Raw genomic sequence first — 25,688 nt, forward strand, 5'->3', positions numbered from 1 at the left:
CTAATCTCCATATCGGACTAAAATCATGGCAGCAAACCACCTTCTCATGCGAGGACTCTATGACGGCAAGCGACACGACCGCGACAATTAAAAAGGGGAATTCGGAGCCCAGTTTCGATAAAACGGCTCAGCGCATCCTCAATCTTTTCTTTGTGCTCAACAGCTCCCCCGAACCGCTGACGACCGAGCAGATCGTCTTGGATTCCGACCTGGGATATGGCTCGGGCAACATCGACTCGGATAAGCGCAAGTTTCGGCGCGATCGTGACAAACTGCTCGAGCGTGGCATCTTAATCAAGGAGGTTCGCCCCGCCGGCGCGCAGGAGACCGAGGAAAGCTCGTGGACAATCGACCGCGAGCACACGTTTGCTGCAGGCGGCCTCATTACCGCAGACGACGCCGATATCCTGCTCAACGCCATCGACCAGACGCTAGCGGCCGGCTCATCCACCTTTACCGCACCGCTTGCCGATATTCGCTCCAAGATTGCCTATCTCACCGGTAGGACGACGGTGGACGAAACACCGATTCGCCGCTCTCCCACCGTCGATGCGGTATGGAGCGCCTTTGCCGAGCGATGCGCGCTGCGATTTTTATATCAGAACGGACGCGGCGAGCAGAAAGAACGTACCGTCTGCGTCTACGGCATGTTCGAGCGCGAGGGCGTGGCGTACTTCTGCGGCCTCGACAATGTCACCGACAACATCAGGACATTCCGCTGCGACCGTATCGTTCGCGCTTGGCGTCCTTCGAAGGCCTACGTCATCCCCGCGGACTTCAATCTCAACGACTATCTGTTCTTTGAATTCGATTTCGCCGACCGACCGCCCGTTGCAGCCACGTTCTCGTTCGCCCCTCAGACGCAGATCGATATGATCAACGGCCTCACGCGCGGGCGAGGTGAGCTCACACACACCGATGCGGGATGGATCTGGACCGTTGACGTGCGCGACCTTGAAGCCGCCGCCTCATTTTGCATGGCCCACGCCATGGACGGCATGAGGCCCATGGCCCCCAAATCGCTCAAGCAGGCGTGGAACCACCTCATAGAAAGGACGGTGCACGAGCATGCCCGTGCGTAAACTCACCAGCGAGCAGAGACTCTCGCGCGCCATCGACATCATGGAGGCCCTCTACGCCGCCGGCGATGGCGGCATGACACGAACCGAGATTTGCAGTCGCTTTGACATCACGGGGGCGTCGCTCGACGAGATTCTCGAGATCGTCTCGACGCTCGCGGACCGAGAATCGGGCGCGCGCATCATCTGCGAATGCCGCGGCGAGCGCGTGGCCCTCACTGGTGACGCCGGGCGCGTGCTACCGTTGCGCCTGAGTGCCGCCGAGGGCGCCGTGCTCAACCATGAACTTGAATCGTTGGGGATCGAGCCGCAGACGGCAGCTCGGATTCGACATGCCCTTCTGCCCGAAGAGCTCGGCTATAACCAGCGCGTCTTTGACACCGTCAACCACGGGTCGCACTGGCAGCAGCTGAGCTGCGCCATTCAGGACGGTGTTCGTTGCCGCATCTCGTATCGCTCGATGGACGATGCGCGGCCACGCGAGCGTCTGGTCGACCCCTTGCGCATTACGGCAAACGGCGACCAAACATACCTGATTGCCTGGGACATCGCGATCGATGAGCAGCGCACCTATCGCATGGATAAAATCGAGGGACTCACCTTGACGGAAGACTCCGTCGTGCCTCACACACCGGGCGTCGCATCCCTCCACGATTCCCTTGCCCGGACGCAGCGTAGCGCAAAGCTCTTGATGCCATTCGATATGGCGGAGCATCTGGACTGGGCCGGCATCACCCTAATCGAGCGCAGCGGGGCAGACATGGCAACGGTAACCGTGCATTACGGCTCCGAGCGTTGGCTACTGAGCCAGGTAATCGCAGCGGGCGGAGCCATCCGCATCTTGGATGACCCCGCCCTGTCAAAGCGTCTGTGCGATATGGCAAAAACCCTCGTCTGTCCGCTTTAGCGCCGCCGCTCGTGACGTGCGCGCCACAGTTGCAGATAGTGACCGATCTGCGCCGATTCGATGCGCTGGTAGGAGCTCGTGGGCAGCGACGTTAAGAACTTCTTTCCGTAGCCCTTCGTCACCAGGCGCGGGTCGGCCAGAATCAGCACGCCGCAATCGGTCGACGAGCGGATAAGGCGGCCGGCCGCCTGCTTAACCTCGAGCACCGCCTCGGGCAGCGAATAGCGCGCCCAAGCGCGGTCTTCGCGCAGGTTGCGCTCGCACGAGAGCGGGTCCGTGGGGCTCGAGAACGGCAGCTTGGGAATGATGACGCAACGCAGCGTCTCGCCGCTGGCGTCAAACCCCTCCCAGAAGGCCTTAAGCGCAAAAAGCGACGAGGTCGGCTCGTTGATAAACCGGTCGCGCAGGCGACGAGGAGATGAGTTGCGCTGCTGGCAGTCGAGCTCCAGACCCGCACGGGCCATCTTGGGCTCAACGCGGGCGTACAGGTCTTCCATGTCGTGCCGATTGGTGAACAGTGTGAGCACCGATCCGCCCATGGCAAGATGGGCGTCGACCAGCACGCGCTCGAGCGCCGTAAGATAGCTCTCGCGATCGCGCGGATCGGGGATATCGCCCGCAACGACTACAGCCATGTTCGAATCGAAGTCGTAGCTCGAGTCCAAGTGCAGCGATGAGGATGTTGAAGCACCGATGCGATCGAGGCCGACCGCATGGTTAAAGTGTTCAAAGCTTTTGGACACCGTCATAGTCGCCGAGGCAAAGATAGCCGTGTGAACCTCGGGCAGCCACTCGGTTGCCAAGGCCTCGCCAATGTCGATGCGCTCTGCGGTCATCGACTCTCCGCCGGCACGCAGCCTGCGATTGACCTGCAGCGAATACACGTAGTGTTCATCGGTGCCATCAATGATGAGTTTGAGGTTCTCGACCAGCTCGTGCAGGCGACGCGAGATATCACCCAGGTCAACAACAACCTCGGGCTTGTCGGCGGCGACGGCTTGCACCAGCGCGTCGACGCTCTTGTCAGCCTGTTCCAATGCGTCGATGCCAGTGTAGGCCGACTGTAAGAAATCATGCCAGTCGTCAGATTCGCGCAGTTCGGGGCCAATCCATAGATTGGCATTGTCATAACCCCCACGGGCACGGCGGCCGAGCTCGCGAACGCCATCGAACACGTCGGCGATTGCCATGCTCGCGCGCGCAACCGTCGACGTCGCCTTGGCAGTAAGGCCCAGATAGAGCGTAGAGCCCTCGGAGGTTGCCAAATCACGGGAAACCTGGCTTAGCGCGCCGGTGCTCGAGCCACCCAGGCGCTCAAACAGAACGCGTGACTCGTCCGCCGACACCACGCGCGCCCACTGGCGGCGCGCCTCGCGCTCGATGGAATGGGCCTCGTCGATTACCCAATGACGAATCGGAGGCAAAATCCTGCCCTCGGCCGCAACGTTGCGGAACAGCAGGGAATGGTTGGTGACCACCACATCGGCATGCGCCGCACGACGGCGAGCGCCGTGGACCAAACATTTATCAGGGAAAAACGGGCAGAGGCGACGAGCACACTCGCGCGAGGCCGTCGTAAAGTCGGGGCGGTTGACGCTGCGCCACCGAATGCCAAGTGAGTCGAGGTCGCCATCGGCTGATTGGCAGACGTACGCCATAATGACCGCGACCGCCGTGAGCGTGTCCGCCGGATCGCGCTTGGTGGTAATCTCGGCCTGGCCGCGGCTCATGCGCTCAAGCTTGCGCAGGCACGGATAGTGGTCATACCCCTTGAGAGCGCAAAATGACAGACCACCGTCCAGTTGCTCGGCAAGTTTTGGCAGCTCATGGTACATGAGCTGGTCGGCGAGATTGTTCGATTTGGTCGCAATACCAACCGTGATGTTGTTACGGCGTGCTGCCTCGGCAAAAGGCACCAGATAGGCCATCGATTTGCCGACGCCCGTGCCCGCCTCAATTACACGATGAGTGCCCGTGACCAGCGCATCGCGGACCTCGAGCGCCATCGCAATCTGCTCATCACGCGGCTCGTAGGTGGGGTACATGCGATTGACCAGGCCACCTGGCGCATAGTCTGCCTCAATCTCCTCACGACTCGGCATCTTGAGGACCGGCAGTTCGTCGGCGTCCACCCGATCGTCGGCGCGATCGGCCTTGAGAACGTCAGCACGAGCGGCGCTGAGAGAGAAGATAGAACCAGGGTTCTGCCCTGCCAAGAATGAGAAGATAGGACGATAGGACCAAGGCACATCCGGATGCATGTCGGCTAGGCGCGCCATGAGGCCCTGGGGCAAGTCGGTGAGCGCCACGAGCAACACGCGCCATACGCCACACAGGGCGTCGACGTCGGCATTGGCACGGTGTGATACCGAGTCACAGCCAAACAGATCAGCCATAAAAGACAGCTTGTGCGAGGCCAGGCGCGGAAGCGCGATTCGCGACAGCGCCAGCGAATCGATCCAAATATCGCTCACGTTGACGCCGCCTTTGACCGACTCGATAAACGAGCGGTCGAACGTGGCGTTATGTGCGATCACCGGGCAACCACCGACAAAATCGGCGAGAGCGGCGACGGCCTCAACGGCCGACGGGGCATCTGCCACATCGGCATTTGTAATGCTCGTGAGCTCGGTAATCTCGGCGGGAATCAGCTGCTTGGGATGCACGAAGGTATCGAAACGGTCGACGATCTCGCGGCCCGAAAGACGGGCCGCCGAGATCTCGATCAGTTCATTGTCCTGCACCGAAAGACCTGTGGTCTCGGTATCGAGGACAATCACATCTTCCTCGATAAGACCAAAGGACTGCGTTTTGGCGCGTTCGGCAAGCGTGGCATAGGAGTCGATGACAAACTGCGGCGTTCCTGACGAAACCGCGTCCTCGATTAGCATGCAATGCCCGCTCGACGAAGGCCCATACGGATCAGGCTGTCACAGACCTGCGGGAACGTCATGTCGTCTGTGTGGCGAATCTCATCCGGATACAGCGACGTATCGGTCATGCCGGGAATGGTGTTGGTCTCGAGGATGACGGGGCCGTCCTCGCTCACGATAAAATCGCTGCGCGAGATGCCCAGGCAACCGAGGGCCTTGTGAGCAGCACAGGCAAGCTCCTGAGCGCGAGCGTAATTCTCGGGTGAAATCTGCGCCGGAATACGATGGATGTCCGTAGGGTCGACATACTTCACGTCCAGATCGTAGAACTCACAGTCCTCGGGCTTGCGAATCTCGACAATCGGCAGGGCGCGCACGTCGTCCTCGCCGTACACGCCGACGGTGATCTCGGTACCCTCGATGCACTTCTCGACCAGCACTTTGTCGCCGTACTCAAACGCCTTGGCAATTGCCGCGGGCAGCTCGGAGGGCTCATGGACCAGGGAAATGCCATAGCTGGAACCGTTGACGGCCGGCTTCACAAAGCTGCGCTCGCCACAAACCTCGACGATATGATCGATATCGACTTCATCGCCCACCTCGAGCGCAAGGCCGGGGGCAATGGGAATGCCCGCCTTGGCGTACAGGAGCTTAGAGACCTCTTTGTCGGCACCGCAGGCGCTAGCAAGCACGCCCGAGGCCGTGTAGGGGATACCCAGGGTCTCCATGGCGCCCTGCATGGCACCATCCTCGCCGCCGGCACCGTGCATGGCGATAAACGCCACGTCAAAGCCGCCGGTTGCCATGGTTACCATAAAGTCATCAGCGGCCGTATCGAGCAGCTCCACCGAGGTGTAGCCGGCTTCCTTCAGTGCCACCACAACGTTCTTTCCCGAATTGAGCGAGATCTCGCGCTCAGCGGAATGACCGCCCGCCAAGACCGCTACGTGCATGTTCTCTAGGCTTTTACCCGGCATGGGCAGACTCCTCCTCTATAATTTCTGCAGCTGATACCATATTGTAGCGATACCCTCTACGTTTCCCCAAAATCGAAAGGCTTCCATGAATCCCAGGACTAAATCTCAGGACATTCGCGACTTGAGCCAAAACGATATTCGCGAGCTCGTGGCCGAACTTGGCCAGCCCGCGTTCCGCGCGAAGCAGCTCATTGAATGGGTCTTCGAGAAGAACGTTTGTTCGTTTGACGATATGACCAACATTCCCAAGGCTTTCCGCGAGCAGCTTAAAGAGGCTTTTGCCTTTGACACGCCCACTGAACTCACCAAGCAGGTTTCCAAAGATGGCTCGCGCAAGTATCTGCTCGAATACCACGACGGCGTTTCCGTCGAGACTGTCGGCATGCCCCGTCGTAACAAGCTTTCCGTCTGCGTTTCCACCCAGGCAGGCTGCGGCATGGGCTGTGCCTTTTGCGCTACCGGTCTCAACGGCCTCAAGCGCTCTCTGACCGCTCAAGAGATCGTCGACCAGGTACTTCATGTATCCAACGACTTTGGCGAGCGCGCCACGAGCGTTGTCTTCATGGGCCAGGGCGAGCCGTTTGCCAACTACGACGAGGTTCTCAAGGCGCTGCGAATCCTCAACGACCCCGATGGCATCGGTATCGGCGCTCGTCACCTCACCGTCTCTACCAGTGGCGTTATTCCCGGTATTCGCAAATTTGCCGACATCCCCGAGCAGTTCACGCTTGCTGTTTCACTGCATTCCGCCATCCAGTCGACGCGCAATAAGCTCATGCCCGGTGTTAAGAAGTACACGCTGCTTCGCCTTCACGAAGCGCTTCAGCTCTACACCGTGAAGACCGGCCGCCGTCCAACCTATGAGTATGCCATGATCGAAGGCGTCAACGATACGAATCCGGAAATGCAGGCGCTCTGCGACTTCTGCGAGGGAACGCTGTGCCACGTTAACCTCATTCAGCTTAACGACATCGAGGGTAGCCCGCTCAAGCCGTCGCCGATTCATAAGGTTGAGGATCTTCAGCGTCGCCTTGAGTCCCGTGGCATCGAGACAACGATTCGCAACTCCCGTGGTAACGATATTGACGCCGCTTGCGGACAGCTGAAGCAGCGCTTCAAAGTTCAGAAGAACGCATAGGGGAGTCGCACCCAAAACGTTTCATGTGAAACATCGAACGACCCCGGTTGCAGGATATCCAACCGGGGTCGTTTCATTTATTGACCTTAATTTTGAATCAGCTGCTACTGGTCCCATTTTTACGGCCAAAATAAGGGGTCCTTGTCTCGTGAATCAGACAAGGACCCATCACAATATGCTAAGTAATTATTAGGTACCTAATAGCCTACATTTTCCCATTGGTTGCTGACCCAACCCTGATTAATCTTGGGATTCTTCGTTACCTGAGCAGTACGCATTGCAACATCTTCTGTCATAACATCCATTTTCTTCTTGGATGTATCGATAATATCTTGCGCACTACGAAGCAAACGACCTCGAAGTTCATCGTCTGTCGCGATCTTATAGCCAGCAAAGGCACCAGCCGCGACAGTCGTCGCCAATGCAATCGCAGTTAAAATTCTATTCCTCATCTTGGCCTCCTTGATCAAACTGAATCATTTCGCCAAGAATACGAGAGAGCTCTTCATCGTCTTTAAACTCAATCTCAATCTTATTCTTTCCACGCGAGCTCTTCACACGCACGTTGGTATTAAAAACCTGACGAAGCACGCGGGCTGCCTTTTTAAAAGACTGAGGGGTTGCAGGCCTCGGCGTCTTAGGTGTCTCTCCGGCAGAAAACAACGGAGCAAGATTTTCTGTCGCTCTTACGGAAAGGCCCTCTGCAACAACCTTCTCTGCAAGTCGAATTCGAGCATCCTCATAGGGAACTGCAAGAATCGCACGTGCATGACCAGCAGTAAGTTTACCCTCAAAAATCATCTGCTGAACTACTTCGGGGAGATCGAGAAGACGCAGTGAGTTTGTAATTGCAGAGCGTGACTTGCTTACTGCCTTCGACAATGCCTCCTGGGTCATACCGCTGGCATCGATGAGCTGTCGATAGCCCTTAGCCTCTTCGACGGGATTCAGATCTGAACGTTGAAGGTTTTCGATAAGAGCAAGAGCCAGCATCTCTTCATCATTTACCTCTTTAATGATGACTGGCAATTCTTCAAGGCCAGCAAGCTTTGACGCCTGGTAACGACGCTCACCAGCGATGATCTCATAGCCGTTTCCATGCTTGCGAACCAAAAGCGGCTGCAAAACGCCATGTTCTTGGATTGACTCGCTCAACTCGCGAAGTTCAGTTTCGTTAAAGTGAATTCGCGGCTGATTAGGGTTGGGAACGATATCCTCAATAGGTAGTTTTGTTTCAGATGCAGCATTAGAAGCCGATGCAGCCGAACCGCCGGTCTCATACTCGGCCTCTGAAACCAAAGCATTCAGTCCACGTCCCAATCCGCCACGTTTCTTTACACTAGGCACGCTTGATCACCTCTTTTGCAAGGTTCATATATGCTTTTGCACCCTTATTTTGAGGTGCATAGGTAATTACTGGTTCTCCAAAAGACGGAGCTTCGGAGATTTTAACCGTACGGGGGATTAGCGTCTTAAACGCCTTATCACCAAAGTACGATTGAACCTCCTCAACAACCTGATTCGATAGTGAAGTACGCGAGTCATACATGGTCATAAGCACACCATAGGTGTCTAAGCCCTTGTTCAGTCTTGATTTGACCATCTTCATTGACTCAAGCAGCTTCGTAACGCCCTCGAGTGCGTAATATTCGCACTGGATCGGAATCAAAACGCTGTCTGCTGCGGTCAAAGCGTTGATAGTAAGCAGGCCGAGCGAAGGAGGACAGTCAATGAAAATAAAATCGAACTCGTCCTGAATCGGCTCAAGCAAATCTTTGAGGCGGGTTTCACGTGCAATTGCGCTTACGAGCTCAATTTCGGCGCCTGCAAGCTGAATTGTAGCTGGAATTACGAATACCTTTTTGCAATTTGTATCAAGAACAAGCGATTCTGCCGGCACATCATTCAGCAATGCATCATAGATGCAGTGATCAAGGTCTTCTTTTTCAATTCCGAATCCACTGGTGCTGTTTCCCTGCGGATCAAAATCAACAATCAGTGTCTTACGACCCTGCTCACCCAGTGCTGCTGCAAGGTTTACAGCCGTCGTTGACTTACCGACGCCGCCTTTTTGATTGATGATTGCAATGATACGCGTGTCTTTTGCGCTCTTAGAACGCTTAACGTCGCGAAATCCCACGGTCCCTCCTGGTGTGTATTAAAGCTGTCAAACGGAGGATGTTTCACGTGAAACATTCCGAATCGATAGCAACTGCTATGTTTCACGTGAAACACTGCAAGCTGTTAGTAACCATTATGTTTCACGTGAAACATCTAGGCAAGCGGATTCTTCTTTGCCATGCCATTTGCACGAGGCAATGAAACGGATGCTGAATGACTCTTCTTAAGAACAATGAACTCCCTGTGACCCAAGCCTTCAGGCAAATCAATTGCGTCATTCAGAAGCAAAGTGAAGCCGCAAATCTTAGCTGCTGACATGCCGGAAGCAAGCTCCTCATCCGAAGGATTGCCCTTGGTGATAACAAATAGCCCTCCATCCTTCAGGTACGGAGCCGCATACTCAACAAGAATCGGTAGAGGGGCCAGTGCGCGGGCGGTTACAACGGAGAACTGCTTCTTATGGCTTCGAGCATATTCTTCAAGACGATCATGAACCGCATGAGCATGTTTCAATCCAAGAGCATGGACAAAGGAATTAACCGCATCAACCTTCTTGCCAACAGAGTCAATATAAGTAGCTTTACGATGCGTGGTTATGGTTAATGGAATACCAGGGAAGCCCGCACCTGTTCCCATATCGAGCAAAGCTCCCTCAGGAGCCTTATTGATATAGGGGAGCAAAACAAGTGAGTCGAGGATATGAAGTACGGCAGCATCTTCTACGTTAAGAATACGGGTGAGATTGGTTGTCTTATTTGTTTCTAGAACCAAATCCAAATGCTGGATACATTTCCTCAGCTCAATATCAGTTACGCTCAAGGAATATTCTTTGCAATAGGAAGTTAGGCGACTCAACATCTCGTCATCCTGCTGATCGGTAAGTACAAACAACAGAAGCTCCTTTCTGACAAAAATCAGCGTATCGAGAACTTTTGACAAAAAAAGGGGACGTGGAAACCACGTCCCCCTAGCATAAGCTCGAGTAGATTATCGAGCAACAATCACCACATGGCGATCAGGGTCAGAACCCTCAGAATGAGTATCGACTGCATCGTTGCCACGAAGTGCAATGTGAACCAGTCGGCGCTCGTAGGCATTCATGGGCGGAAGCGAAACACTCTTATGAGTGCGGATGGCACGCTCGGCAGCAGACTGAGCCATGGAGGCGACCTTATCCTGACGGCGACTCTTGTATCCCTCGACGTCCACTACAACCGGATACCTAAAGCCAAGCTTGCGGCTCACCAGCAAAGAGAACATAACCTGAAGAGCATCAAGAGTGCGACCATGACGGCCAATGAGAACAGCAAGGTCGGGAGCCGTTACATCCAAAATCAGCTCACCCTCGTCGCCCTCATACTCATCGATAGGAGAGTTGGCGGCATCGAAGTGCGAAAGGATGGAACGCAGGATGGAAATCGCAACATCGGCAATGGTGTCGAGCTCCTCATCGGTCAGCTCTTCACCAGCCTTGTAGCGCTGTGCAATCTCGGGATAATCGCCCGCGACCTGCGGGGCAACCTCCTCAAGCATATCCTCGATGATCTCTTCAGACATAACGTACTCCAAAAGTTAGGTACCTAAATAAGATTGATATCCCACTACTTCTTCTTGTGCGGGCGCGGCTTCTTCTCGCGACGAGTGACCTCAACCTGCAGCGGAGCGTTCTTAAGACGCTCCTCCTCATCGGCCTTCGCCTTGTCGATGACCTTCTGCGTCACAAAAATCTGCTGGATAACCTGCCAAGCAGACGAGACGTCGTAGTACAGCAGAACACCAACGGGAAGGCTCCAGCCCATCCAAAGCATCATGACCGTCATGACAACGGCCATCATACGCATGCTCTGAGCCTGCTGGCCGGTCTGGTTGCGCGACATATAGAGCTGCGGAATCAGGGTCAGGACGGCAAACAGGATCAGGCAAACCAGCGCAGGCAGTGCAACCATAAAGCCATCGGCAAAGGAAGCGCTCGGCGTGGTGGTCAGGTCGGGCAGGATGTTGAAGAACGAGAACGTGCCGTTGTTAAAGTACTGCGGCAGGTTGCGCAGCAATGTAAACAGGGCGAACAGGATAGGCATCTGAATCAGCAGCGGCAGACAGCCAGCCATGGGGTTGAACTTGTTCTCGCTGTAGAACTTCTGCATCTCCTCGGCCTGACGCTGGGGATCGTCGGCATAGCGCTCCTGGATCTCGAGCATCTTGGGCTGCAGCACCTGCATGCGAGCCGTCGACTTGGTCGACTTGAGCATAAGCGGCGTCAGCAGCAGACGGATGATGACCACCAGGATGATGATGGACAGGCCCCAGTCGACCGCAAAGGTCTGGATGAGCTTGAGCAGCTCGAAAAGGATGTTAACGATCCAATCCCACATGTAAGTTTTCCTCCGATAGCGAGTGCCCGCTAGGGCACAGGGTCATAACCGCCGACGTGCAGGGGATTGCAGCGAGCGATGCGCCTCACGGCAAGCCAGCAGCCTCTCAAAACACCGTGCTTCTCAATCGCCTGGATGGCGTATTGCGAGCACGTTGGGTAATAAATGCAGGCGTCAGGCAATAAGGGCGAAATAACCTGTTTATATATGCGAATAGGAGCGATGGCAACACGTCGCAAAACGTGATTGCTCATCGCTCCTCCCCGGCAACGCCGGCGCGCTTCATAAGCGAACGCAACGCCTTGTCCATCTCCTGCGGCGAGGAAACCCTCGTCTTGGGAGTTGCAAACAAGATGATGTCATAACCCGCAACGGGAAATCCGCAGCTACGGGCGGCCTCGCGCATCACACGCTTAGATCGGTTGCGCACGACGGCACAACCGAGTCGCTTAGCACCAACGAAGGCGACCCTTCCGGAGTCGCCTTCGCCAACCGATTCACATATGGTCATTCGAATCAGAGGGTGATTGAAACGACGCCCCTGACTGAACACATGCTCGAAATCTTGCCGAGACTTAATAGTCTTCATGCGAGATGTGTGTATCGCTGCTAGACAGTGAGACGCTTGCGGCCCTTGGCGCGACGACGGGCGAGCACGGCACGACCACCCTTAGTGGCCATACGGGCACGGAAGCCATGGGTCTTGGCACGCTTACGCTTATTAGGCTGATACGTACGCTTCATCTTAAGTTCCTCCTGCTGCATTTCGAGTGTCCGCGGGGACGCGGACGCAGATATAGACACGTGAGCTTGAAGATTGTAGGGAAATCAATGTTCAAATGTCAAGAAATCAAAGGTAAAAGGTTGCGCAGTTCACACGGTTCCCCCATAAGCCAAGCTCGATTTAGCGGTGCATGGCAACTTTTCACGATATTTCATCGAGTTTTCAACAGGTCATGTTGGCAATGTTGAGAACTTTTCGTCCGTTTTCCAAAGTTTTCAACAGGTTTTGAAAGTTTGTCGAAAGATGAGAAACATTGCACGGTGAGCTACTATTTGTTCGAAACCTTTTGGAAGATTGCGAGCGGCATGTCTGACGACTTTTACACCATGGTCGATTCCGGAGACCCGGCACCCGACAACGAGCACATCACCGGCGTGCGCGAAGAGCGTGACGAAGGTGAACAGACGACAACGCAGGCGCCAAAAGCCATGTACGCCGCGCGCATCGCCGTCTATGACGACATGCTGTCGACACCGCGTGTGATCGTCATCGATCCGCAAGATGTCCGCACGTATTTGGAAGAGACGACCAACACCGTCTACCAGTGCATGAAAGAACAAGGTGGCCATATCTCGCTCATGGTCATCCGCGAGATTGTCGAAAACTTTATCCACGCACACTTTGCAGAGCCCATCATCTCGATTCTGGACGGCGGAGACACCATCCGCTTTGCTGACCAAGGACCCGGCATCGACGACAAGGAACGCGCTTTCGACTTTGGCGTTACCAGCGCAAACAGCAAGATGAAGCGCTATATCCGTGGAACCGGAGCAGGGTTTCCCATGGTGCAGGAGTATTTGGAAAACGCCGGCGGTGCCGTATCCATCGAGGACAACATGGGCAACGGCACCGTGGTTACGGTAAGCCTGAACCCTAAACGCGTGCAGGAAATCGAGCGTGCCGGCGGACGCGGTGCTGCCGTGCGGCCCGAGACGGAGCAGCCCACATATCCCCTGCCGGGAGCTTTTGCGCAGCAGCCCATGGCAACGCAGCAGATGCAGCCCCCCGTGGGGCAGATGCAGCAGCCCGGAATGCTTCCCACACAAGAGCCCCAGGCGGCATCTATGTCGATGACGCCAAACATGCCAGAGGCCATGCCGCTGGCAGATCAGGATGCAGCAGCAATGCAGCAGGCGACGGGGGCACCGGGTGGCCAGCAAATGGGCTATCAGCCGTACCAACGGGGATATCCATATCAGCAGATGCCGCCACTGGGGTATGGCCAGCAGTTCCCGCAGCAGTACCAGCAGGGATATCAGCAGCCGTACCAGCAGATGCCGCAGCAGCAGTACAACCCCTGGGCCCAACAGATGCCTCTGCAGCCTTACCAACAGTGGCCTCAAAGTTTTCAACAGCAAATGCCGCCGATGCAGAGTTCTCAACAACCAGCAGCTCAAATGATGTATCCTAATGCAGCAAATCAGTATGCGCAGCCACAACCGGACGTGTTCGTAAGCGATCGCGGCAACGCCGCGCTGGGCTATCTGGCGCAAAATCAAGCGTGCGGTGCAACCGATCTGGCGAGGGCGTTTGGAAACTCGGCCCCCACTTGGTCACGCACGCTCAATGACTTGGCGCAGGCCGGCTTGGTCATCAAGCATGGCCAGAAATACCATCTGACCGAACTCGGCGCCGCTCGCGTGCGAGCTCAGAGCTAAAGAACGGGAGAGACAGTGGACGAGGAAGCAAGCATCATCCTGGGGGATGCCATCGCCTTTTGCCAGCGCGACGGCCAAGATGCACGCCTCATCAACATGCTGGGGCAATCGCGGGCCATAAGCCTGACCGAAGATACGCTCACGATCGAGGCCCCCTCGCGCTTTGCCATCGCGCAGCTCAAAAAGCATCAGCCGACTATTGAGGCCTATCTGGAAGAAATCGCCTTTGCACCGATCGCGCTCGACATCGTGGCACCGCAAGGCGCCGCGACGGAATCCGCTGCCGCCACGGCGCCCGCCACGGCTCCCGCTGCTTCCCCGGCGGTGCCGGCCTCCGCAGGCGACGCGTCGACGGTCGAGCACCAGCACAGCGATGTTTCCCGTGAAACCATGGCACCGTTGCCGACCGCGGCGGCGACGCCAACGAACGCGCCCGTCACGCACATGCCCATCGCTCACGACGCAGCGGCGGGCGCGGATTCGGGCATTGCAATCAAAAACACGCTCTCGGCCGACGATTTTCGTCGCATGATGAACCAGATGAAGGGCGGGGCGCCGACTAAATCCACGCAAGCCGCGACCCCCACCTCACCCATGCCAGCACCGACCGTGCCGGCCGAGCAGAATACGGATGGAGCCCCGCTCGCCGCGAACTCAAAATTTACCTTTGAGAACTTTGTCTACGGCCCCGAAAACAGCCATGCCTATCGCTCGGCACTCAAGTTTGCCGCCCTCGCGGACGAGCGCGGCACATGCACATCACTATTCATCTACGGCAAATCGGGCCTGGGCAAGACGCACCTGCTGCTTGCCATCAAAAACGAGCTCGCCGAGAAGTCGCCCGAGATCAAGGTCAAGTATGCCAACTCCCAGGCATATCTGGACGACCTGATGACCGAGTTCGACCGTCAAAAGAAGAGCAACGCTCCCATCATGCAGGCGTACCACGGCGTGGACGTGCTCATCATCGATGACATCCAAAACATCATCGGCAAGCGCGCGAGCGTGGACTACTTTTTCCAGCTCATGGACGAGTTCATCCGCAACAACAAGAAGGTCGTCATCGCGGCAGACCGCGCCCCCAAGGACCTAAGCATGGACGAGCGTCTGACCAGCCGCTTCAACGCCGGCATGCTCTGCCTGGTTGCAGAGCCCAGCTACGAGATGAAATACAAGATCTTGCAGCGCTATTACGAGAACACCATCGTCGCCGCCCCCGAGGCAGGCGACGACTCGCTGCTGGCGGCCTATGGGGGCGACGGCGGGCACCTGACCGACGAACACTTTAAACACATGGCCGAGGTCTCGGGCACCAACATCCGCGAACTCGAGAGCTTTTGCGAGCGCTGCGCCGGCGAGGCGGGTGACCGCGAGCGCGAGGGCGGGGAGCTCACCTTTGACGATATCGACGCCATCGCCAGCCAGTACTTCGACACATCGGCCAAAAAGATCAACGTCCAGACGGTTCAGTCCGTCATCGAAGAGCAGTACGGCGTGACACACGAGGAGCTCATCGGCCCGCGTCGCAACGCCAATATCGCCAAAGCGCGCCATATCGCTATCTACCTGGCCATCGAGATGTGCGAAATGACGACCACGGCGGTGGGCGCCGAATTTGGCAACCGCAACCACTCGACCGTCAGCACGAGCTACAAAAAGGTCCAGAAGATGATCCAGGAAGACCGCACCGTCACCGAAGACCTCAAGTCACTGCGCGATAAAATTACACTGCGCTCGTAGGGAAATAGAGACACCTGTTGAAAACTTGTCGAAACCACGGGCATAAGGTGTTTAAAACCCAACCCGCGGTGATGAAAAGTTTTGCGCAGGTTTTGAACGTGGAAAACCACCCCCGTTGCACACAGGTTGCTGTCGATTCTCTTTCTGGGTCTGACCTGCGTCTTTGGGAGTAATCAACAGTTTCGTCAGTGCTATTACTATTATTAAGATATTTATATCTATAGAAAGGTATTAAAAGATGAAGTTCACCGTCAGCCAGAGCTCGCTTACACAAGCCATCGGCGTCGTTATGAAGGGCGTCGCTTCGGCATCCACCCTTCCCATCCTGTCGGGCGTGCTCGTCAAGGCGCAAGACGGCATCTTGGAATTCCAGACCTCTAACTACACCATCTCGATCCGTCATCGCATCGCGGCACATGTCGAAGAAGAGGGCGAGATGGTTATCCCTTGTAAGATGCTCTCCAATATCACCAAGACCCTCCCCGATGCCCCGGTCACCTTTGAGCTGTCCGAGCGCCAGGTGCTGATTGGTTGTGAGAAGAGCTCTTTCCGCCTGAACACGCTCGATGCCAATGACTTCCCCGAGTTTCCGGCCTATGCCATCGAGAGCGCCGTGGAACTGCCGACCGATATCTTGTCCGAAATGGTCGGCCGCGTGTGGCGCGTCACCTCGACTGACAAGGCCCGCCCCATCCTGGGTGGCGTGCACATGAAGGTCGAGAACAACACCGTGCGCCTGGTGGCGACCGATTCCTTCCGCTTGGCCGTGTGCGATACGCAGGTCGAGACCTCAACCCTCGAGGGCTCCTTTGAACTCAACGTTCCGGCCGATGCCTTTAACGACGCGCTGAACATCATGGCCAGCCAGGCGACCATCATGATCGGGGCTACCGACACCCAGGTCGTCTTTGAGGCCGGCAACACCACCTACGTGTCGCGCCGCATCGAGGGCGTGTACCCCAACTACAAGCAGCTCATCCCCGATTCGTGCGTGACGAGCGTCAAGATCGACGTCGCCGCCTTTAACGCCGCCCTCAAGCGCGTGGCCGTTATCGCGAGCGCCAACCCCGCCGTCAAGTTCGAGATCGATGTCGAGAACGGGCAGATGGGCCTGTCCTCCATTTCCAATGACCAGGACCTTGCGCAGGAGACGATCGATGTCGAGGCCGAGGGCGAGTCGGGCACCATCGCCTTCAACTACCACTACATCTTCGGGTGCCTCAATGCCCTGTCCAAGGAGAAGGAGATCACGCTGGAGCTCAAGAGCTACTCGCAGGCGGGCATCTTCAAGTCCTACGACAAGATCAACTACCTGTACCTGGTCATGCCGGTCCGCATCTAGCAACTGCCCTATGACCATGTTCGCCCGCGATCTTTCCGTCGCGCACTACCGCAGCTTCGATAGCTATCGCCTTGCCCTGGACGAGGGCGTGACGATACTTGCGGGACCCAACGCGGCGGGAAAGACCAATCTCATAGAGGCGCTGCAACTGCTGACGAGCGGCGCCTCGTTTAGGCATCCGACCGCCGCCGAGCTCGTCCATGACGGCGCGGACTCGTGCAAGGTTGAGCTGAGGCTCGAGGGCGACGGCCGCGTGCTTGATATGGGATTGAGCGCGGAGGACGGTAAGCGCTCGTTTAGCCGCAACGGCAAGAGATGCTCTGCCGCCGGTGTGCGCGGGGTCCTGCCGAGCGTGCTGTTTTGCCCCGACCATCTGGACATGGTTAAGCGAGGCGCCAGTGTGCGCCGTGCCGCCCTCGATGACTTTGGCATGCAACTGAGCGCACGCTATGCCGATCTTGCGAGCACCTATGGGCGCTGCGTGACCCAGCGTAACGCCTTGCTCAAGGAGGCCTGGTGCTGCCGCGAGATGCTCGGCGCGTGGAACGATTCGATTGCCCGCGCGGGCTCGGCCCTGCTCGTGCACCGGTTGGCCCTGCTCGACCGGCTGGCGGGCCATGTGCACACTGCCTACGGGCAAGTGGCGTCCGGCGAGGCCGCCAACGTGACCTATACGTCCACGCTGGGGGATTTGCCCCAGGTCGAGGATCGCGAAGAGCTGAAGGACTGGGCGTACGAGCGCATGCTGGCTGCCCTTGATGAGCACGCCGACGAGGAAATTCGCCGCGGCGTGACGTTGGTGGGACCGCATCGCGATGAGATTGAGTTTGCCGTGGCGGGTCGATCCGCCCGTTCATTTGCCAGCCAAGGTCAGCAGCGGACGTTGGTTTTGGCCTGGAAGGTGGCGGAGGTGGCCGTGGCTCGCGATGTCCTGGGCACCGCCCCACTGCTGCTTTTGGACGACGTGATGAGCGAGCTCGACGGCGAGCGTCGCGGCGCTTTTCTGCGGCTGATCGGCGATGATATCCAGACGGTCATAACCACGACCAACCTGGGGTATTTTACCGATGACCTGCTTGATCGAGCCAAGGTGGTGAGCATGGGTGAGACGTGCTAATTACGAGCGCGAGAGCGAAACGGTCGCCTTCAGTGGATTTTTAAACGCAGAGCGCCAGCGCATCCTGGCGGCCGCGACGCCTGAGCGCCGCGTGCAGATGGAGGCTGCAGAGGAATCTCGTGCGGTCTATCGCGCCTGGAATGCGGTGTGCTCGGGCACGCGCGAGGGGCGCCATGTGACGGGCCTGCGCTACCTGCCCGAGTCCAATGAGCTGCTGGTATATCTCGACTCGCCCTCGTGGACGCAGGAAATGACGCTGTTGCGCGAGATCATCCGCGCGCGCATGGAGCGCGCCGGTGCGCATGTGGACGGCCTGGTGTTCAAAACCACCGCGCCCGGTCACACGCCGCCCGCCGCCAAGGAGCGCCTGCGTCCGGCGACGACCGAGCGCCCGCCGGCTCCGCACGCCGACCTAAGTGAGGCCGAGCGCACCGAGATTGAGCGCCAAGTGGCGCCCATCGAAGACCAAAAACTGCGCGAGGCCCTCGAGAATGCCATGAGAGCCAGTGCCGAGTGGGCCAAGGGCGTGCAAAGCAAAAAAGAGCCTTAAATCGCATCTGGTGGCCTTGTAGAGCCAAATACCCTCGTTCCCGAGGGTATTTTTTTACGATAAACTAGTAAGGCTGTACACATTTTCTTGACTGAAGGAGGACGTGTGGCAAACGAAAACGATTACGATGGCGGCGAGATTAAGATTCTCGAAGGTCTCGAGGCCGTTCGTAAGCGCCCGGGCATGTATATCGGCTCGACGAGCGCCAGCGGTCTGCATCACCTGGTGTGGGAGATCGTTGACAACTCCGTCGACGAGGCCATGGCCGGTTTCTGCACCGAGATCCAGGTGACGGTCCACGCCGACAACTCCATCACGGTCGTCGACAACGGGCGCGGCATCCCCGTCGACGAGCACCCTGTTAAAAAGATCCCGACGCTCGAGGTCGTCATGACGATCTTGCACGCCGGCGGTAAGTTCGATAACTCGGCCTATAAGGTCTCGGGCGGCCTGCACGGCGTTGGCATCTCCGTCGTCAACGCACTGTCCAAGCGCGTGGTCGTTCAGGTTCGTCGCGACGGCAACACCTACGAGATGGAGTTCTCGCGCGGCAAGACCGTCAAGAAGATGGAGGTCGTGGGCACCTCGGATTCGACGGGCACCACCGTCACCTTCTGGCCCGACGACGAGATCTTCGAGACCTGCATCTACGATTTCGATACGCTGCACAACCGTCTGCAGGAGACGGCGTTCCTCAATAAGAACCTCAAAATCGTGCTGACCGACGAGCGCGAGGCGACTCCCCACGTGGAGGAGTTTTGCTACGAGGGCGGCATCATCGACTTCGTCAAGTTCCTCAACGAGGGCAAGGACGTCCCCGAGGCCTTTAAGGAGCCCATCTACATCGAGGGCAAATCGGACCCGGACGCGCCTGTGACCAAGATGGGCGAGGTCGAGGTTTCTCTGCAGTGGAATAGCGGTTACGGCGAGAACGTCATGTCGTTTGCCAACGACATCTACACCCCCGAGGGTGGCATGCACCTTGAGGGCTTCCGCACCGCGCTCACCCGCGTGATCAACGATTACGCGCGCAAGCAGAACCTGCTCAAGGAAAAAGACGCCAACCTGACCGGCGACGATGTGCGCGAGGGCCTTTCGGCCGTTATCTCGGTCAAGCTGCCCGATCCGCAGTTTGAGGGCCAGACCAAGGCCAAGCTCGGCAGCTCCTATATGCGCGCGCTCACACTCAAGATTGTGACCGACGGCCTTGCCGATTACCTCGAGGAGCATCCCAAGCCCGCTCGCGAGATCGTCAAGAAGGCGCAACAGGCCTGCAAGGCGCGCAATGCCGCCCGCAAGGCGCGCGAGGCGACCCGCCGCAAGAGCCTGCTCGAGACGGCGTCCCTGCCCGGTAAGCTCGCCGACTGCTCGGTGCGCGATGCCGAGCTGACCGAGCTCTTCATCGTAGAGGGCGACTCGGCAGGCGGTTCGGCCAAGGACGGCCGTCGCCGAGACATCCAGGCGATTTTGCCCCTGCGCGGCAAGATTTTGAACGTCGAACGCGTTGGTGACCATCGCGCGTTCTCGAGTGACACCATCCAGTCGCTGATTACCGCGATCGGTTGCGGCGTCACGACGAGTGCCGGCGACGGCGGCGACTTCGATATCACCAAGGCGCGCTACCACAAGATCATCATCATGACCGATGCAGACGTCGACGGTGCGCATATCCGCATCCTGCTACTGACGTTCTTCTACAAGTACATGCGTCCGCTGATCGATGCCGGCTACGTCTATGTTGCCTGCCCGCCCATCTTTGGCATTAAGGTGCGCAACAAGATTCACTACGTGTATCCCAACGGCCGCCAGCCCGAAGACGAGATCCTGCGCGACACCATCCAGAGTCTGGGCCTGAACCCCGACGATAACGACGAGGACGGCAAGGCCAAGGACGGCAAGATCACCAAAAAGCGCAAGGGCTATACCGTCCAGCGCTACAAGGGCCTGGGCGAGATGGACCCCAAACAGCTTGCCTCGACGACGATGGACCCAAAGACCCGCATTCTGCAGCGTGTGTCGATCGAGGACGCCGTGGTGGCGGACCGCGCCGTGCGCGAGCTGATGGGTTCCGAGGTCGGCTATCGCCGCGAGTACATCGAGAAGCATGCACATGATGCACGATTCCTTGACGCTTAAGAGGAGGTAACGTGGCAGACGATATCAACAATAACGAGGGTATGGACGAGGCCGGCGATGCCGGTATGCCCGATGATCTGAAGCGCCTGCTTGCCCGTGCTGAGCAGGGCGAGGACGGCGATCCGGACGCCTATAACCCCGATGCCGATGATGATGAGGAAGAGGACGACGACGGTGAGCTCGAGGAGAGCTTTGGCGAAGTCGATCGTGGCGCCTCGGCCGGCGAGGACATCAACGGCGGCCAGCTCCAGATTTCGGAGTTCGGTCGCGAGATGAAGCAGTCGTTCATCGAGTATTCGATGTCGGTTATCACAGCGCGTGCCCTGCCGGACGTGCGCGACGGCTTAAAGCCGGTACACCGCCGCATCCTGTACGCGATGAACGAGAGCGGCATCTACCCCAACCGCCCACACAAAAAGTCGGCCTGGACGGTCGGCGAAGTTATCGGTAAGTACCACCCGCACGGTGACTCTGCGGTCTACGAGGCCATGGTCCGCCTGGCGCAGTGGTTCTCCATGCGCACGCCGCTCATCGACGGTCACGGCAACTTCGGCAACATCGATGGCGACGGCGCCGCCGCCATGCGTTACACCGAGAGCCGCCTGGCAAAGCCCGCCATGGAGCTACTGCGTGACCTGCAGAAGGATACCGTCGACTGGCAGCCCAACTACGACGAGTCGCTCGCCGAGCCCGTGGCGCTGCCCGCGCGCTTCCCCAACCTGCTGGTCAACGGCAGCCAGGGCATCGCCGTCGGCATGGCCACCAACATCGCTCCGCACAACCTCACCGAGGCGATCGAGGCCACCTGCTACCTGATCGATAATCCCGATGCCACCGTCGACGAGCTCATGCAGATCATGCCCGGCCCGGACTTCCCCACCGGCGCCATCATCATGGGCAGTGCCGGCATCAAGCAGAGCTACGAGACCGGACGCGGCTCCATCACCGTGCGTGCCAAGGCTCATGTGGAGTCCACCAAGACCGGCCGCAGCCGCCTGGTCTTTACCGAGATCCCCTACATGGTCAACAAGGGCACCCTGCAGGAGAAGATCGCCCAGCTCGTCAACGACAAGCGCATCGAGGGCATCTCGGACATGCGCGATGAGTCCAACCAGAAGGGCATCCGCCTGGTCATCGAGCTCAAGAAGGGTGTTATCCCGCAGGTCGTGCTCAACAACCTGTACAAGTACACCTCGCTGCAGACGACCTTTGGCGCCAACAACCTGGCGCTCGTCAACGGCGTGCCCAAATGCCTGAGCCTGCGCGAGATGCTGCAGCACTATATCGACCACCAGGTCGACGTCGTCACCCGCCGCACTCGTTTTGACCTCAAGAAGGCCCAGGCGCGTGCGCATATCCTCGAGGGCTACCTGATGGCCCTCGACCATATCGACGAGGTCATTAGCATCATCCGCTCCTCGCAGACCGACTCCGAGGCCAGCAGCCGCCTGATCGAGCGCTTTGGCTTTACGCCCGAGCAGACCACGGCCATCCTCGAAATGAAGCTGCGCCGCCTGACCGGCCTGGAGCGCGACAAGATCCAGGAAGAGTTGGACGGCCTGCGTCGCGCCATCGCCTACTATGAGGATCTGCTGGCGCATGAGGAGAAGATCCTGGGCGTCATCAAGGAGGAGATGCGCGAGATCTCCAAGAAGTTCGGCGACAAGCGCCGCACCGAGATCAGTCAGGTTGAGAAGGACCTGGATGTCGAGGACCTCATCGCCGACGAGGACATGGTCGTGACCATCACCCACACCGGCTACGTTAAGCGCATCCCGGTGGCCGCCTACCGTGCCCAGAAGCGCGGCGGCAAGGGCGTGTCGGGCGTCAACCTCAAAGAGGATGACGTTATCGACGAGATGTTTATCGCGTCCACGCACGAGTACGTGCTGTTCTTCTCGAGCAAGGGCAAGGTCTATCGCCTGAAGGTGCACGAGCTGCCGGTTGGCACGCGCCAGGCGCGCGGCACCGCGATCGTCAACCTGCTTCCTTTCGAGGAAGGCGAGAAGATCGCGAGCGTCATCAGCTGCCGCGAGTTCCCCGCCGACGAGTACCTGATGTTTGCCACCAAGAGCGGCATGGTCAAGAAGACCGTGATGAGCGCCTACGACCGTAGTCGCCGCGACGGCCTGATCGCCATCAACCTGAGGGACGACGACGCGCTGCTCGCTGTACGTCGCGTGCGCGAGGGTGACAAGATTATCATGGCAACCACCGCGGGCAAGGCGATTATGTTCCCCGAGGACCAGGTGCGCGCCACCGGTCGCGATACCAGCGGCGTCCGCGGCATTGGCATGAAGGAAGGCGTGAGCGTTCTGGGCATGGAAGTCACTAACGGCAACGGCGATCTGTTCGTCATCACCGAGCGCGGCTACGGCAAGCGCACGCCGGTCGCGGACTACCCGGAGCAGAATCGCGGCGGTCAGGGCGTCTACACCATTCAAATGACCGAGCGTAAGGGTAACCTCGCGGCCATGAAGACGGTGGGCCCGCAGCACGAGCTGTTTATCGTGACGGAGGGCGCGACGGTCATTCGCGTCAAGACCGACGAGATCAGCCAGACCGGCCGCGCCACCCAGGGCGTCAAGATGATGACCGTCGACGACAACGACCGCATCTGCGCCGTGGCCCGCATGACGGCCGCCAAAGAGAAGCCCGAAGGCGAAGCCACGGAAAACGGCTCCGCCCCCGAAGAAACCCCTGTCGATCTAGGCGACGGCAACGACATGCCAGAAGATCTCCTAGACGAGTAAGAGACTCTAGCTGGTTAAAATTATCAGACCCCATATATCGGCGGTCGGCGCACTGCGCGCCGACCGCTTTTTTGAAAACCTTGGGACTCGTGTTCGCCCCGGTCGCACGGCGACATGTGAAGTCGATCGCGAGTTCCGCACGAGCCAGAGAGCACTTAATGTGCTCTCTGTGCGAGTCAGGACTGTCCGAGTAGGCGACTTCACATGCCGCCGTGCGACCGGGGCGAACACCCTTCAAAGATTTTCAAAAAAAGTTGTTGACGCGCGCGTAACGACTCGTCTAATATATCCCTTGCGCGATGGACCTGTAGCTCAGTTGGTTAGAGCGTCCGGCTGATAACCGGGAGGTCACAAGTTCGAATCTTGTCAGGTCCACCACTTTCTTTCGCAATAAACACCCCAGCGAGAGCCGAGTCGCCGCTGGGGTGTTTATTACTGTCTCCGTGGGGGTTTAGCTCAGCTGGGAGAGCGCGGGCTTTGCAAGCCTGAGGTCAGGGGTTCGATCCCCCTAACCTCCACCATGATGGACCTGTAGCTCAGTTGGTTAGAGCGTCCGGCTGATAACCGGGAGGTCACAAGTTCGAATCTTGTCAGGTCCACCATCAAAACTGTGAAGAGCCCTGGGGCATTGCCTCGGGGCTTTTTTCTTGTCTGCGATAAATCTCATTTTGGTTTTGTGTGCTGTGCGAAAGTTTGGGTAGTATAGCTATTCAATGCGGCGGACTGCCGCGTGTTAACCGCTACGTACCGGAGGTGTTCCATGGTTCGTGTCGACATAGAGACCATCGTCATGGCCGCCGGTCCCGTGCCATCGCTTATCGTGCTTCGCGAGCGCTGCAGCAAATCGGACTCGCCCGCGCCACTGCGTTCCCTTTCCATTCAGACTGGTTCGTTTGAAGCCGCTGCCATCAGCCGCGGCATCGATAGCGGCCGCGCCGAGCGCCCGATTACCCATGACCTGTTGCTCGATACTGTTGGCGCCCTGGGTGCCAAGCTCGAACGCATCGAAATCGTTCGCGCCGAGCCGCCCGTGTTTTACGCGACGGTTGTCGTGTTGGCCGATGGCAACGAGCATAAGATCGATGCGCGTCCCAGTGATGCCATTGCCCTTGCCGTGCGCAGCAATGCCCCCATGTTTGTGGAGGACGACATCATGAATCGCCTGGGCACCGTTTCTGCCCATGCCGAGGAAGTTGACGACGAGCGGGAGTTCGAGAAGTTCGACGAGTTCGTCCATACGCTCTCCCCCGATGACTTCTAAATGTGGGGCGGCCAGGCTGCGGAGCGTTCGCTGATGGCCGGCGGTATGTCGGCTGAGGCGGCGGCCATTGCGCGCGAGGCCCAGATGCGCTCGGAGGCTTCTGAGGCGGCGCGCATTGCCTATGTGACGCAGGCCCGCACGCTTCGCGAACGCCGCGGCTCGTTTATCAAGATGGTTGTCGTCTCCGCCCTTGTCGCGGCAATCTGCTCGCGCCTTCGTGGTACAGTTGGTGCGCTTGGGTTTTCGATCTCTACGGGCCTCGTGATCTGGGGTGTGGTCGATGCGGTCATGCTGACCAGTCAGATCAAGGTGCTCGACAAGCGCGCGATGGATATGATGCGCACCCGCGACGCTGCCGCTAAGATCGCCGCCGAGGCACAAGAACTGTAATGACGCCAGACTCGATGGGAAGGTCTAAAGATGGCACAGGATATGCAGGACGCCGGTAACGTCTCCGCCGAGCTCGACGCCATGGTGTGCGATCTGATCGGCGCGTTCTTGGACGACCTTGCCGCCGGTGAAAACCCTGGCGTGGTCGTGGCAATTGAGGACGCCGCTTCCAACCGTTATCTGGCGGCGCTCGACGAGGACGGCGAAGAGGCGTGCCTCGAGGCGGCCACCAACTTTATCTCCGAGCACAAGATGGGTCTTAAGGACGAGGGCCTGGGCCGTATCGCTCGCTATGCCATCGGCTACACCGGCTGCGTCGAGATTGACGGCGGCTATCACGATGCTCTGCTCGTGAGCTTCTTCGAAACCACGCTCGAGAGCGGTTTTTCGGCATATGTGCTGTATGAGGGCATGGGCGCCGGCGATGGTTTTATGTGGAGCGACCCTGAACCTGCAGGTGAGGAAACCCCTCTCATCTAAAATCGCTAAA

Annotated in this window: 24 protein-coding genes and 3 tRNA genes; 16 read left to right on the top strand and 11 right to left on the bottom strand. The window is 58.1% G+C overall.

Features of this window, described 5'->3' with window-relative positions:
* The first annotated feature begins 59 nt into the window (after positions 1 to 59).
* Together FGQ61_RS00905 and FGQ61_RS00910 are read left to right on the top strand one after the other, a co-directional pair.
* Complete coding sequence (locus FGQ61_RS00905; protein WP_138374271.1) at positions 60 to 1,082, top strand: helix-turn-helix transcriptional regulator; 1,023 nt, start codon at positions 60 to 62, stop codon at positions 1,080 to 1,082.
* Entirely contained in the window at positions 1,069 to 1,986 is a 918-nt protein-coding gene (locus tag FGQ61_RS00910) for a helix-turn-helix transcriptional regulator (RefSeq protein ID WP_138374272.1), read from the top strand. Before FGQ61_RS00905 ends, FGQ61_RS00910 begins: the two co-directional genes overlap by 14 nt.
* Here FGQ61_RS00910 and FGQ61_RS00915 read toward each other — a convergent pair.
* Both FGQ61_RS00915 and FGQ61_RS00920 read right to left on the bottom strand, forming a co-directional pair.
* A complete protein-coding gene (locus FGQ61_RS00915) occupies positions 1,983 to 4,877 on the bottom strand; it encodes a helicase C-terminal domain-containing protein (RefSeq protein WP_138374273.1) in 2,895 nt (964 codons plus the stop codon). The genes FGQ61_RS00910 and FGQ61_RS00915 overlap by 4 nt on opposite strands.
* Entirely contained in the window at positions 4,871 to 5,836 is a 966-nt protein-coding gene (locus FGQ61_RS00920) for a D-alanine--D-alanine ligase family protein (RefSeq protein ID WP_124786668.1), read from the bottom strand. Before FGQ61_RS00920 ends, FGQ61_RS00915 begins: the two co-directional genes overlap by 7 nt.
* Positions 5,837 to 5,921: 85 nt before the next feature.
* Between FGQ61_RS00920 and rlmN the strand changes: the two genes are divergently transcribed.
* Positions 5,922 to 6,974 carry a dual-specificity RNA methyltransferase RlmN gene (gene rlmN, locus FGQ61_RS00925; protein WP_138374274.1) on the top strand — a complete coding sequence of 351 codons (1,053 nt, stop codon included), beginning with the start codon at positions 5,922 to 5,924 and terminating at the stop codon, positions 6,972 to 6,974.
* Positions 6,975 to 7,171: 197 nt separating this feature from the next.
* Here the strand turns inward: rlmN and FGQ61_RS00930 are convergent, their stop codons facing one another.
* The 9 genes from FGQ61_RS00930 to rpmH form a co-directional block, all read right to left on the bottom strand.
* Positions 7,172 to 7,426, bottom strand: coding sequence for a hypothetical protein (locus tag FGQ61_RS00930; protein WP_138374275.1), 255 nt, complete (start codon positions 7,424 to 7,426; stop codon positions 7,172 to 7,174).
* Positions 7,416 to 8,321, bottom strand: coding sequence for a ParB/RepB/Spo0J family partition protein (locus FGQ61_RS00935; protein WP_171021463.1), 906 nt, complete (start codon positions 8,319 to 8,321; stop codon positions 7,416 to 7,418). Before FGQ61_RS00935 ends, FGQ61_RS00930 begins: the two co-directional genes overlap by 11 nt.
* On the bottom strand, positions 8,314 to 9,114 hold the full coding sequence (locus tag FGQ61_RS00940; protein WP_022093800.1) for a ParA family protein: 801 nt from the start codon (positions 9,112 to 9,114) through the stop codon (positions 8,314 to 8,316). The genes FGQ61_RS00935 and FGQ61_RS00940 overlap by 8 nt, the downstream gene beginning before the upstream one ends.
* Positions 9,115 to 9,248: 134 nt before the next feature.
* Positions 9,249 to 9,986, bottom strand: coding sequence for a 16S rRNA (guanine(527)-N(7))-methyltransferase RsmG (gene rsmG, locus FGQ61_RS00945; protein WP_229025826.1), 738 nt, complete (start codon positions 9,984 to 9,986; stop codon positions 9,249 to 9,251).
* Between the two features lie 96 nt (positions 9,987 to 10,082).
* Entirely contained in the window at positions 10,083 to 10,652 is a 570-nt protein-coding gene (locus FGQ61_RS00950) for a Jag family protein (protein ID WP_022093802.1), read from the bottom strand.
* Between the two features lie 44 nt (positions 10,653 to 10,696).
* Positions 10,697 to 11,467, bottom strand: coding sequence for a YidC/Oxa1 family membrane protein insertase (locus tag FGQ61_RS00955; protein ID WP_035136499.1), 771 nt, complete (start codon positions 11,465 to 11,467; stop codon positions 10,697 to 10,699).
* Between the two features lie 29 nt (positions 11,468 to 11,496).
* Positions 11,497 to 11,721 carry a membrane protein insertion efficiency factor YidD gene (gene yidD, locus FGQ61_RS00960; RefSeq protein ID WP_138374277.1) on the bottom strand — a complete coding sequence of 75 codons (225 nt, stop codon included), beginning with the start codon at positions 11,719 to 11,721 and terminating at the stop codon, positions 11,497 to 11,499.
* The gene (gene rnpA / locus FGQ61_RS00965) at positions 11,718 to 12,056 is read right to left on the bottom strand and encodes a ribonuclease P protein component (protein ID WP_006236191.1); all 339 of its coding nucleotides are present in this window, start codon (positions 12,054 to 12,056) and stop codon (positions 11,718 to 11,720) included. Before rnpA ends, yidD begins: the two co-directional genes overlap by 4 nt.
* 20 nt (positions 12,057 to 12,076) lie before the next feature.
* Positions 12,077 to 12,211, bottom strand: a complete 135-nt coding sequence (gene rpmH, locus FGQ61_RS00970; protein WP_019127408.1) for a 50S ribosomal protein L34 — start codon at positions 12,209 to 12,211, stop codon at positions 12,077 to 12,079.
* Positions 12,212 to 12,484: 273 nt separating this feature from the next.
* Here rpmH and FGQ61_RS00975 point away from each other — a divergent pair, with 273 nt between their 5' ends.
* The 13 genes from FGQ61_RS00975 (at position 12,485) to FGQ61_RS01035 (ending at position 25,678) form a co-directional block, all read left to right on the top strand.
* Positions 12,485 to 13,909: an ATP-binding protein gene (locus FGQ61_RS00975; protein WP_229025827.1), complete on the top strand. Its 1,425-nt coding sequence runs from the start codon at positions 12,485 to 12,487 to the stop codon at positions 13,907 to 13,909.
* A gap of 15 nt (positions 13,910 to 13,924) precedes the next feature.
* The gene (locus tag FGQ61_RS00980) at positions 13,925 to 15,649 is read left to right on the top strand and encodes a DnaA ATPase domain-containing protein (RefSeq protein WP_138374278.1); all 1,725 of its coding nucleotides are present in this window, start codon (positions 13,925 to 13,927) and stop codon (positions 15,647 to 15,649) included.
* Between the two features lie 238 nt (positions 15,650 to 15,887).
* Positions 15,888 to 16,991: a DNA polymerase III subunit beta gene (dnaN, locus tag FGQ61_RS00985; protein WP_022094338.1), complete on the top strand. Its 1,104-nt coding sequence runs from the start codon at positions 15,888 to 15,890 to the stop codon at positions 16,989 to 16,991.
* 10 nt (positions 16,992 to 17,001) lie between these two features.
* On the top strand, positions 17,002 to 18,108 hold the full coding sequence (recF, locus tag FGQ61_RS00990) for a DNA replication/repair protein RecF (protein WP_055310300.1): 1,107 nt from the start codon (positions 17,002 to 17,004) through the stop codon (positions 18,106 to 18,108).
* Complete coding sequence (locus FGQ61_RS00995) at positions 18,095 to 18,658, top strand: DciA family protein (protein ID WP_055310299.1); 564 nt, start codon at positions 18,095 to 18,097, stop codon at positions 18,656 to 18,658. Before recF ends, FGQ61_RS00995 begins: the two co-directional genes overlap by 14 nt.
* 105 nt (positions 18,659 to 18,763) lie before the next feature.
* Positions 18,764 to 20,794 (top strand): DNA topoisomerase (ATP-hydrolyzing) subunit B, encoded by a 2,031-nt coding sequence (gene gyrB / locus FGQ61_RS01000; protein ID WP_055310298.1) that lies wholly within the window; start codon positions 18,764 to 18,766, stop codon positions 20,792 to 20,794.
* Positions 20,795 to 20,835: 41 nt separating this feature from the next.
* Positions 20,836 to 23,547: a DNA gyrase subunit A gene (gyrA, locus tag FGQ61_RS01005; RefSeq protein WP_138374340.1), complete on the top strand. Its 2,712-nt coding sequence runs from the start codon at positions 20,836 to 20,838 to the stop codon at positions 23,545 to 23,547.
* A gap of 301 nt (positions 23,548 to 23,848) precedes the next feature.
* Positions 23,849 to 23,925 (top strand) — tRNA-Ile (locus tag FGQ61_RS01010).
* A 67-nt stretch (positions 23,926 to 23,992) separates the two neighbouring features.
* Positions 23,993 to 24,068: transfer RNA gene (locus FGQ61_RS01015), tRNA-Ala, on the top strand.
* A gap of 4 nt (positions 24,069 to 24,072) precedes the next feature.
* Positions 24,073 to 24,149 (top strand) — tRNA-Ile (locus tag FGQ61_RS01020).
* Between the two features lie 158 nt (positions 24,150 to 24,307).
* Positions 24,308 to 24,808, top strand: a complete 501-nt coding sequence (locus FGQ61_RS01025) for a bifunctional nuclease family protein (protein ID WP_138374279.1) — start codon at positions 24,308 to 24,310, stop codon at positions 24,806 to 24,808.
* Between the two features lie 33 nt (positions 24,809 to 24,841).
* Positions 24,842 to 25,198: a hypothetical protein gene (locus FGQ61_RS01030; RefSeq protein ID WP_138374280.1), complete on the top strand. Its 357-nt coding sequence runs from the start codon at positions 24,842 to 24,844 to the stop codon at positions 25,196 to 25,198.
* 30 nt (positions 25,199 to 25,228) lie between these two features.
* On the top strand, positions 25,229 to 25,678 hold the full coding sequence (locus FGQ61_RS01035) for a hypothetical protein (RefSeq protein ID WP_089572580.1): 450 nt from the start codon (positions 25,229 to 25,231) through the stop codon (positions 25,676 to 25,678).
* Positions 25,679 to 25,688 lie beyond the last annotated feature (10 nt).

The sequence above is a fragment of the Collinsella aerofaciens genome, from assembly GCF_005844325.1.
Lineage (GTDB): Bacteria > Actinomycetota > Coriobacteriia > Coriobacteriales > Coriobacteriaceae > Collinsella > Collinsella aerofaciens_G.

Excerpts from the sequence above, each read along its gene's own strand:
- FGQ61_RS00955 (WP_035136499.1), bottom strand. The coding sequence starts at position 11,467 with ATGTGGGATTGGATCGTTAACATCCTTTTCGAGCTGCTCAAGCTCATC.
- rnpA (WP_006236191.1), bottom strand. The coding sequence starts at position 12,056 with ATGAAGACTATTAAGTCTCGGCAAGATTTCGAGCATGTGTTCAGTCAG.
- FGQ61_RS00930 (WP_138374275.1), bottom strand. The coding sequence starts at position 7,426 with ATGAGGAATAGAATTTTAACTGCGATTGCATTGGCGACGACTGTCGCG.
- recF (WP_055310300.1), top strand. The coding sequence starts at position 17,002 with ATGACCATGTTCGCCCGCGATCTTTCCGTCGCGCACTACCGCAGCTTC.
- FGQ61_RS00915 (WP_138374273.1), bottom strand. The coding sequence starts at position 4,877 with ATGCTAATCGAGGACGCGGTTTCGTCAGGAACGCCGCAGTTTGTCATC.
- FGQ61_RS00920 (WP_124786668.1), bottom strand. The coding sequence starts at position 5,836 with ATGCCGGGTAAAAGCCTAGAGAACATGCACGTAGCGGTCTTGGCGGGC.
- FGQ61_RS00910 (WP_138374272.1), top strand. The coding sequence starts at position 1,069 with ATGCCCGTGCGTAAACTCACCAGCGAGCAGAGACTCTCGCGCGCCATC.
- rpmH (WP_019127408.1), bottom strand. The coding sequence starts at position 12,211 with ATGAAGCGTACGTATCAGCCTAATAAGCGTAAGCGTGCCAAGACCCAT.
- FGQ61_RS00950 (WP_022093802.1), bottom strand. The coding sequence starts at position 10,652 with ATGTCTGAAGAGATCATCGAGGATATGCTTGAGGAGGTTGCCCCGCAG.
- rlmN (WP_138374274.1), top strand. The coding sequence starts at position 5,922 with ATGAATCCCAGGACTAAATCTCAGGACATTCGCGACTTGAGCCAAAAC.
- FGQ61_RS01030 (WP_138374280.1), top strand. The coding sequence starts at position 24,842 with ATGGCCGGCGGTATGTCGGCTGAGGCGGCGGCCATTGCGCGCGAGGCC.
- yidD (WP_138374277.1), bottom strand. The coding sequence starts at position 11,721 with ATGAGCAATCACGTTTTGCGACGTGTTGCCATCGCTCCTATTCGCATA.
- gyrA (WP_138374340.1), top strand. The coding sequence starts at position 20,836 with ATGGACGAGGCCGGCGATGCCGGTATGCCCGATGATCTGAAGCGCCTG.
- dnaN (WP_022094338.1), top strand. The coding sequence starts at position 15,888 with ATGAAGTTCACCGTCAGCCAGAGCTCGCTTACACAAGCCATCGGCGTC.
- FGQ61_RS01035 (WP_089572580.1), top strand. The coding sequence starts at position 25,229 with ATGGCACAGGATATGCAGGACGCCGGTAACGTCTCCGCCGAGCTCGAC.
- FGQ61_RS00905 (WP_138374271.1), top strand. The coding sequence starts at position 60 with ATGACGGCAAGCGACACGACCGCGACAATTAAAAAGGGGAATTCGGAG.
- FGQ61_RS01025 (WP_138374279.1), top strand. The coding sequence starts at position 24,308 with ATGGTTCGTGTCGACATAGAGACCATCGTCATGGCCGCCGGTCCCGTG.